This window comes from Nocardioides sp. CPCC 206348 (assembly GCF_048654705.1).
Classification (GTDB): domain Bacteria; phylum Actinomycetota; class Actinomycetes; order Propionibacteriales; family Nocardioidaceae; genus Nocardioides.
Map to the genome: position 1 here is coordinate 100,998 of NZ_JBMCZA010000217.1, position 322 is coordinate 101,319.

Annotated in this window: 1 protein-coding gene; it reads right to left on the reverse strand. The window is 75.2% G+C overall.

What is annotated here, in order from left to right:
* On the reverse strand, window positions 1-207 hold a 207-nt coding region (locus tag ACOADB_RS24305; RefSeq protein WP_378604869.1), incomplete at its 3' end, for a copper resistance CopC family protein.
* Between the last annotated feature and the right edge of the window lie 115 nt (window positions 208-322).

The window sequence follows — 322 nt, forward strand, 5'->3', positions numbered from 1 at the left end:
GGCGTCGAACGCCAACAGCCCCTTCGGAACCAGCTGCACCGACTCGTCGAAGGTGAAGGTGACCTCGGCCGGAGCCTCGGCCAGCACCGCCCCCTCGGCGGGGTCGGTGGAGACGAGCGTGGCGTGTGCCGACGCCGGAGCCGCCCACCCGACCACCGCGACCGCGGCGATCAGGAGGGCGAGGACCAGCCCCGGCACACGCCGCACGGATCAGGCCTTCTTGCCGGAGCGGGCCAGGGCCACGCCGCCGAGGGCAAGGCCGCCGAGACCGGCGACCAGTCCGCCGATGGCGAGGCCGTTGCCGTCCTCGCCGTCGGCGTCC